The following is a 7,347-nucleotide window of genomic DNA, read 5'->3' on the forward strand; positions in this document are numbered from 1 at the left end:
CTGCGCTTGGTTCATTAGCTGAACATCAGTGCGGTGAGCAGGAAATCGAGCCCGAGCACGGCGAGCGACGCATATACGACCGTTTTCGTCGTCGCGCGCGACACGCCTTCGGGCGTTGGCCGTGCTTCGTAGCCCTGGAACAACGCGATGAACGTCACCGCGAAGCCGAACACGATGCTCTTGATGACGCCGTTCCCGACATCGCGCCACACGTCCACGCCGCCTTGCATCTGCGACCAGAACGCGCCCGGATCGACGCCGATCAGCATCACGCCGACGACGTAGCCGCCGATGATGCCGACCGCGCTGAAAATGGCCGCCAGCACCGGCATGGCGACGATGCCCGCCCACATGCGCGGCGCGACGACCACCTTGAGCGGATCGACCGCCATCATTTCCATGGCGGTGAGTTGCTCGCCGGCTTTCATCAAGCCGATTTCGGCGGTCAGCGACGTGCCCGCGCGCCCCGCGAACAGTAGCGCCGTGACGACCGGCCCGAGCTCGCGCACGAGCGAGAGCGCCACCAGAAGCCCAAGCGCCTGTTCCGAACCGTAGCGGCTCAGCGTGTAATAGCCCTGCAAGCCGAGCACGAAGCCGACGAACAAACCCGACACCGCGATGATGACGAGCGAATAATTGCCGACGAAGTGGATCTGTTTCGTGACGAGGCGCGGGCGGCGCAACAGCGGAAAAAATTCGACCACGAGGCGCAGGAACATGCGCGTTGCGTAGCCTGCGGTGCCGAAACCGTCGAGCACCCAGCGTCCGAGCGCGCTGATCATGCCTGCCCTCCGATGCCGAAATCTGCGGCGAGCGGCGTGCTCGCATAGTGGAACTTGAATGGGCCGTCGGGCGTGCCGTCGATGAACTGGCGCACGGTCGGATCCTGCGATGCGCGCAGTTGCGCCGGCGTGCCTTCGGCGTGAATGCCGCCGTTCGCGATGAAATACACGTAGTCCGCGATCGCGAAGGATTCCGGTACGTCGTGCGTAACGAGAATGGACGTTGCGCCGAGCGCGTCGTTGATCGTGCGGATGAGCTGCGCCGTGATGCCGAGCGAAATGGGATCGAGGCCGGCGAACGGCTCGTCGTACATCATCAACTGGGGATCGAGCGCGATTGCGCGGGCGAGCGCCACGCGGCGCGCCATGCCGCCCGAAATCTCCGACGGCGCGAGATCGCGCGCGCCGCGCAGGCCGACCGCGTTCAGCTTCATCAGCACGAGATCGCGGATCAGCGCTTCCGGAAGGTCCGTGTGTTCGCGCAGCGGGAACGCGACGTTCTCGAACACCGTCTGGTCGGTGAACAACGCGCCGAACTGGAACAGCATGCCCATCTTCCGGCGCAGCGCGTACAGACCGTCGCGCGTCTGGGCGCCGACGTCCTGTCCGTCGAACATGACTTTGCCGCGACTCGCCTTCACGAGACCGCCGACCAGACGCAAGGTCGTGGTTTTGCCGCAGCCTGAGCCGCCCATGACCGCGACCACCTGCCCACGCGTGAATCGCATGTTCAGGTTCGACAGGACGAGCCGGTCGCCGTAGCCGAAGTCGACGTCGCGTAGCTCTAGCAGAGTCTCGGAGAAAGCAGGCACTGGGTAAGAGATTCCGTTGGCGCAAGAGGCCGAATTATAGGGCCTGCGCGCAATCGGTGCTTTGCCTAGGCGTGTATCCCCTTGCTTTTGGGACTTTTCACCGTTGACCTGCGAACATTTTTTGCAGTGACAAAACCGCCGCGGCTGTGTCCGGTGCCTCGGTGACCGCGCGCACGACCGCCGCGCTGCGCACGCCGGTTTCCAGCACGCCCGGCATCGCCTTGGCGTCGATTCCACCAATGGCGACAAGCGGCACCCGGCCCGACAGCAGTCGCACGTAGCGCGACAGGCGCGCCAATCCTTGCGGCTTGGTCGGCATGACTTTCGTCGTAGTCGGGAAGACGGCGCCGAGCGCAAGGTAGCTCGGCTTGAAGTGCAGCGCGCGCAACATCTCGTAATAGCCGTGCGTCGACAGACCGAGCCGCACGCCGGCTTTCGCGATGGCGCTCAGGTCGGCCGTCTGCACGTCTTCCTGTCCGAGGTGCACGCCGTACGCGCCCGCCGCAATCGCCTCGCGCCAATGATCGTTGATAAAAACCTGTGCGTCATGCCGACGTCCCGCCTCGACCGAGCGCGAGATTTCGCGCTGCAAGTCGGCGGCGTCGGCGGTTTTGCGGCGCAGTTGCGTCGTGCGGACGCCGAGACCGAGCACGCGCTCGACCCAGTCGGCGCTCGGCAGCACCGGATACAGGCCGAGCCGATCGGGGCACGCCGGGAATCCGCCTTCGGGCGCGGCGGGCAGATCGGCGACACGCGGAAACGTCGCGAATTCGACGGGCCACGCGTCGTCCTTGTTCTCATCGCCCGCGCGCCAGGCGAGCGCGAGCGTCAGCGCGTCGTGCGGCTCGAAATTGCAGTCGAGGAAAGCGGCGAGCGCGGACAGCCAATCATCCGACCATTCGCCTTCGAGCGCGAAACGCTCGTCGCCACGACGCAGCGTGACGCGATCGCCATGCGCTTCGAGGATTGCCGCGGCGCCGTTCGCGGCCACATCGTGCGGCTCGTTGAAGACGATGATGTCGCTCGCCTGCGGCGATTCCGGCGCGGTCAGGCAGATGCGCCAGCGCGTTTCCGCCGTCGGCCATTCGCCGAGACGCGCGCGAATCCGCTCGGCGACTTCAGTCAGCTCGTCCGCCGGCGGCCAGAACACTTCACGATTCAACAAGCTCATGCCGCGCCTCCGTCCTGATGCCAGAACGGCATGCCGACGACCGGCGTGCTCGCCTGCGCGCTGTCGCGCTCGGCCATGGGGCCCGCGAGGAACGCGGTGCGCCCCGCTTCGACGCCGAGCGCGAACGCGCGCGCCATCTGCGGCGGGAAGGTTGCCTGCGAGACGGCCGTGTTGAGCAGCACGCCATCGAAGCCCCATTCCATCACCTGACACGCATGCGACGGCACGCCGAGACCGGCATCGACGATCAGCGGCACATCCGGCAGACGCTCGCGCAAGGTGCGCAGCCCGTATGGATTCGTCACGCCCTTGCCCGTGCCGATGGGCGCGCCCCACGGCATCAGCGCTTCGCAGCCGGCATCGAGCAGACGCCGGCCGATGACGAGATCTTCCGTGCAGTAAGGCAGCACCTTGAAGCCATCGCGGATCAGCTTGGCCGCCGCTTCGACGAGGCCGATCGGATCGGGCTGCAGCGTGTAGTCGTCGCCGATCAATTCCAGTTTGATCCACGGCGTCTCGAACACCTCGCGCGCCATGTGCGCGGTCGTGAGCACCTCGTCGACGCTCTGGCAGCCCGCCGTGTTCGGCAAAAGCGCGACGCCGTGGCGCTTGAGCACATCGAAGAAGCCGGCTTCCCCGGTCTCCGACTGACGGCGCAGCGCGACCGTGACCATGCCCGGCCGAGCGGCGTCGATGGAGTCGGAAAGCGATTGCAGCGACGGATAACGCGACGTGCCGAGCAGCACGCGGCTCGGAAACGTCTCGCCGTAGAGCGTGAGGACGTCGGCGGTGGAAATGGTCATGGTTCGATCCTTCGGTTCGGAGTTCAGCCGCCCGCGACGGGCGACACGACGTCGAGCTTGTCGCCGGCGGCGAGCGTTTTCGTGGCGTGTTCGCCGCGCGCGACGAACTGGCCGTTCAGCGCGACCGCGAACGGCGGTTTCGCGCCGAACGCGGCGAGCGCGTCGGTGACGGTGGTGGCGTCGGGCAAATCGAAGACGCGCTGATTGATGTGGATGTTCATGGTTGTTTCCTGATGACTAGAGCGCTGGCGCAACCGCGAACTCGCCGTGCAGCAGTTCGGGCCAGCGCGCGGCGCTGCGGAAATCGGAGAAGGCCTCGGCATCGGCGATATCGCCGGAAGCGAGCGCGTCGGCGAGACGGCACCCGGCATCCGCGACTTCGGGCGCGATCATGAAGCCGTGCCGGTACAAGCCGTTCACGCGCAAGGTCCGCGCCCCGTCCCAGACGATCGCCGGCCGGTGATCCGGCAAGGTCGGCCGGCAATGCGAGTTCAGTTCGAGGATGCGCGCCTCGCCGAAACCCGGATGCACCGCGAACGCGGCGCTCAGCAGCTCGAGCGCCGAACGTACGCTCACGGGCGACATGTCCTCGCCCTCGACTTCCGTCGCGCCGATCACGTAGAGATCGTTCTCCTTCGGCGCGATGTAGAGCGGATAGCGCGGATGCAAGAGCCGCACCGGCCGCGTCAGCCCGATGCCCGGCGCGTGCACGCGCGCGACTTCGCCGCGAACGCCGCGCAGCGCGGGCCACGCGGGCTTCCCGCCGAGGCCGCGGCAATCGATGATCCAGCGCGCGTCGGGCATCGCATCGACGGCGGTGTTCCAGTGCGTACGCACGCCGCGCGCGGCAAGTCCGGCGGCGAGCGCGCCAAGCGCCTGACGGTTGTCCAGTTGGCCTTCGTTCGGCAGCAGCCAGCCCTGCGCGAAGCGCGTTCCGAGCGCCGGTTCGGCTTGCGCGACTTGCGCGCCCGCGAGCTTGACGAAGCCGCCGTCGAGCAGATCGGCGGGCGAATTGGCCTTGAGACGGCGTTCGAAGAGCGGCGCTTCGGCGCGATCCGCGCCGTGCCAGACGACGAGCGTGCCGTTGCGCTGAAAGAAAACCGGCTCGGGCAATTGCGCGATGAGTTCAGGCCAGCGTTCGAGCGATGCCGCCCCCAGCCCGACGACGAGCGGCTCCGCGCTCGCCGCTTCCGCGAGCGGCGCGAGCATGGCGGCGGCGACCCACGCGGCCGACTGCGTGCCGGCGGCGTCGCCGCGTTCGTAAAGCGCGACGTCGTGGCCCGCGCCCGCGAGTTGCCAGGCGACGAGCCGTCCGACGAGCCCGCCGCCGACGACGGCGAAATCCGGCCGGCGCGCGGCGCCCTGATCGATTCTGTTCATCAATTCGATGTCTCCATACGCGTAACGCTGCGCTGCACGATGGAGACGAAAGACGCGATCCCGATCGTGCTGGCGCGGCGCCACATCACGAGGACGAAATCAGCGGGAGAGACCGGCTCGGCAGCGCATGAAGCGCGCCGGGCGCGAAGAAAGGACTGGAAGAGACTGGAGGAATGGCGCGAGGCTCGCGCGGTCTCCGGAAACTTCCCTCGCCGGTATTACCCGGATCGGGTGCAAAGGGTCTCTCTCAGCCTCGCCGCGCTGCCGACCGTTCCGGCCGCCGATGCACGCGAAGCACCCCTGTTTCGTCGAGGGTCATTAAAACATGAAAGGCAAAGGCGCTGCAAACCGGGATTCCCCGCCTTTTATCGTGCGCGGCGGCACTCTGGCACAATGCCGCGAACATGGTTCGCAGGACGATCGCCCGAAATTAAGTGAGCGTTAAGCGAACCCCGGAACAATCTGCGGAGCCGGAAAACGCCGCGCGCGGCCCGGCCGCGGACGTAACAATCGGGCGCCACGAGGCGCATCAGCAGGAAGCTCATGACCAACACCCATACCGAAAGCACGCAGCAGAAGGCCGACGAAGTCTCGGCGTGGAGCCTCATCAAGCCCTACTGGGTGTCGGAGGAGCGCGGCTTCGCGTGGGGCCTTCTCGTCGCGATCATCGCGATCAACATGACCGTTGTGTGGATCAACGTCCGGCTCAACAGCTGGAACGCCGACTTCTACAACGCGCTGCAGAACAAGAACGTCAAGGACTTTCCGCATCTGCTGCTGATCTTCACGGGCCTCGCGTTCGCGTACATCCTGCTCGCGGTGTACGGTCGATATCTGCGGCAGATGCTCGCGTTTCGCTGGCGTCAATGGCTCACCAACCGCTTTCTGGAACAATGGCTCGGTGACAAGGCGTTCTACCGCATCGAGCGCGACCGCCTCGCCGACAACCCCGACCAGCGTATTTCCGACGACCTGCAATCCTTCGCCACCACCACGCTTTCGCTCTCGCTCGATCTGCTTTCGACGCTCGTCACGCTCGTCACTTTCATCACGATTCTCTGGACCATCGCGGGCGCGCTGACCTTCTCGCTCGGCGGCACGCCGATCACGATTCCGGGCTATATGGTCTGGGCCGCCGCGCTCTACGCGATTCTCGGCTCGCTGATCATCCAGAAGGTCGGGCATCCGCTCGTGTCGATCAACTATCAGCAGCAGAAGGTCGAGGCCGATTTCCGTTTCGGCCTGATCCGCGTGCGCGAGAACGCCGAACAGATTGCGTTTTATGACGGCATCGCGACCGAAACGGCGAACGCAAAGACCATCTTCCAGCGCATTCGCGACAACTGGTGGATGATCATGAAGTACACGAAGCGCATGACCTTCGTGCTGTCGTTCTACGGGCAGATCGCGATCATTTTCCCGATCATGGTCGCCGCGCCGCGCTACTTCGCGGGCGCGTTTTCGTTTGGCGTGCTGATGCAGATTTCATCGGCGTTCGGCACGGTCAGCGATTCGTTTTCGTGGTTCATCAACAGTTATTCGACGTTGGTCGAATGGCGCGCGACCGTGAATCGTCTGCGCGAATTCAAGCGGGTGATGCGCTCGACGCATATCCGCGAAGAAACGTCGCCGGCGACGGAGCGCGGCGGCATCAACCTGCACTACACGAGCACGCCGTCGCTCACGACGAACGGGCTCATGCTCGCGCTGCCCAACGGCACGCCGCTTTCGCGCGTGGCGAACGTGTCGATCGAGCCGGGTTCGCGCTGGCTGGTCGTCGGTCCATCGGGCTCGGGCAAGAGCACGTTGATGCGCGCGCTCGCGGGTCTTTGGCCGTTCGGCGACGGCACGATCGACGCGCCCGTCGACGCGAAGATGATGTTCGTCCCGCAGATGAGTTATCTGCCGATCGGCACGTTGCGCGCGGCGCTTTCGTATCCGTCGGCGGGCGGAACGTTCAGTGATGAAGAGTCGCGCGACGCGCTGCGTCTGTGCAATCTCGAGGCGTATGCGGATCGGCTGGAGGAAAGCGCGCATTGGGCGCGGAGTCTGTCGCCGGGCGAGCAGCAACGGCTTGCTGCCGCGCGCGTGCTGTTGCACAAGCCGGACTTCGTGTTCCTCGACGAAGCCACGAGCGCGCTCGACGCCGAGAACGAGCTGCATATCTACAACATGCTGGTCGAGCGGCTGCCGAAGGCGGCGATTGTGAGCGTGGCGCATCGCGAGTCGGTCGCGATGTTCCATGATTACAAGATCGAGATCGAGAGGGCGATGGCGGAGGTTTGACCCGTCCGCGCTCAAAAGCAAAAGGCCACGCAATCGTGAACTGCACCCCAAAAGTTGGACACCCGTTCAACGATTTGGGGTGTTTTTTCATGAGCAAGTACAGCGCACGACTC

The 7,347-nt window shown here is 65.5% G+C and carries 7 protein-coding genes and 1 riboswitch; of the genes, 1 reads left to right on the forward strand and 6 read right to left on the reverse strand.

Annotated features, from left to right (window positions below; genetic code table 11):
- Nucleotides 1–14: 14 nt before the first annotated feature.
- The 6 genes from mlaE to NCS00_RS12805 form a co-directional block, all read right to left on the reverse strand.
- Nucleotides 15–782, reverse strand: a complete 768-nt coding sequence (mlaE, locus tag NCS00_RS12780) for a lipid asymmetry maintenance ABC transporter permease subunit MlaE (protein WP_008344114.1) — start codon at nt 780–782, stop codon at nt 15–17.
- On the reverse strand, nt 779–1,594 hold the full coding sequence (locus NCS00_RS12785) for an ABC transporter ATP-binding protein (RefSeq protein WP_008344112.1): 816 nt from the start codon (nt 1,592–1,594) through the stop codon (nt 779–781). The genes mlaE and NCS00_RS12785 overlap by 4 nt, the downstream gene beginning before the upstream one ends.
- A 97-nt stretch (nt 1,595–1,691) precedes the next feature.
- Nucleotides 1,692–2,765 (reverse strand): thiamine phosphate synthase, encoded by a 1,074-nt coding sequence (thiE, locus tag NCS00_RS12790; protein ID WP_250440237.1) that lies wholly within the window; start codon nt 2,763–2,765, stop codon nt 1,692–1,694.
- Nucleotides 2,762–3,568 carry a thiazole synthase gene (locus NCS00_RS12795; protein ID WP_008344109.1) on the reverse strand — a complete coding sequence of 269 codons (807 nt, stop codon included), beginning with the start codon at nt 3,566–3,568 and terminating at the stop codon, nt 2,762–2,764. Before NCS00_RS12795 ends, thiE begins: the two co-directional genes overlap by 4 nt.
- Nucleotides 3,569–3,591: 23 nt before the next feature.
- On the reverse strand, nt 3,592–3,789 hold the full coding sequence (gene thiS / locus NCS00_RS12800; protein ID WP_008344107.1) for a sulfur carrier protein ThiS: 198 nt from the start codon (nt 3,787–3,789) through the stop codon (nt 3,592–3,594).
- A gap of 16 nt (nt 3,790–3,805) precedes the next feature.
- Complete coding sequence (locus tag NCS00_RS12805; protein WP_250440238.1) at nt 3,806–4,948, reverse strand: FAD-dependent oxidoreductase; 1,143 nt, start codon at nt 4,946–4,948, stop codon at nt 3,806–3,808.
- 187 nt (nt 4,949–5,135) lie between these two features.
- A riboswitch (TPP riboswitch) is annotated at nt 5,136–5,260 on the reverse strand.
- 231 nt (nt 5,261–5,491) lie between these two features.
- On the opposite strand from NCS00_RS12805, the gene NCS00_RS12810 reads away from it, so the two are divergent.
- Nucleotides 5,492–7,234 carry an ABC transporter ATP-binding protein/permease gene (locus tag NCS00_RS12810; RefSeq protein WP_008344104.1) on the forward strand — a complete coding sequence of 581 codons (1,743 nt, stop codon included), beginning with the start codon at nt 5,492–5,494 and terminating at the stop codon, nt 7,232–7,234.
- Nucleotides 7,235–7,347: the final 113 nt, after the last annotated feature.

The organism is Caballeronia sp. AZ1_KS37 (assembly GCF_023631165.1).
GTDB classification, from domain to species: Bacteria; Pseudomonadota; Gammaproteobacteria; order Burkholderiales; family Burkholderiaceae; genus Caballeronia; species Caballeronia zhejiangensis.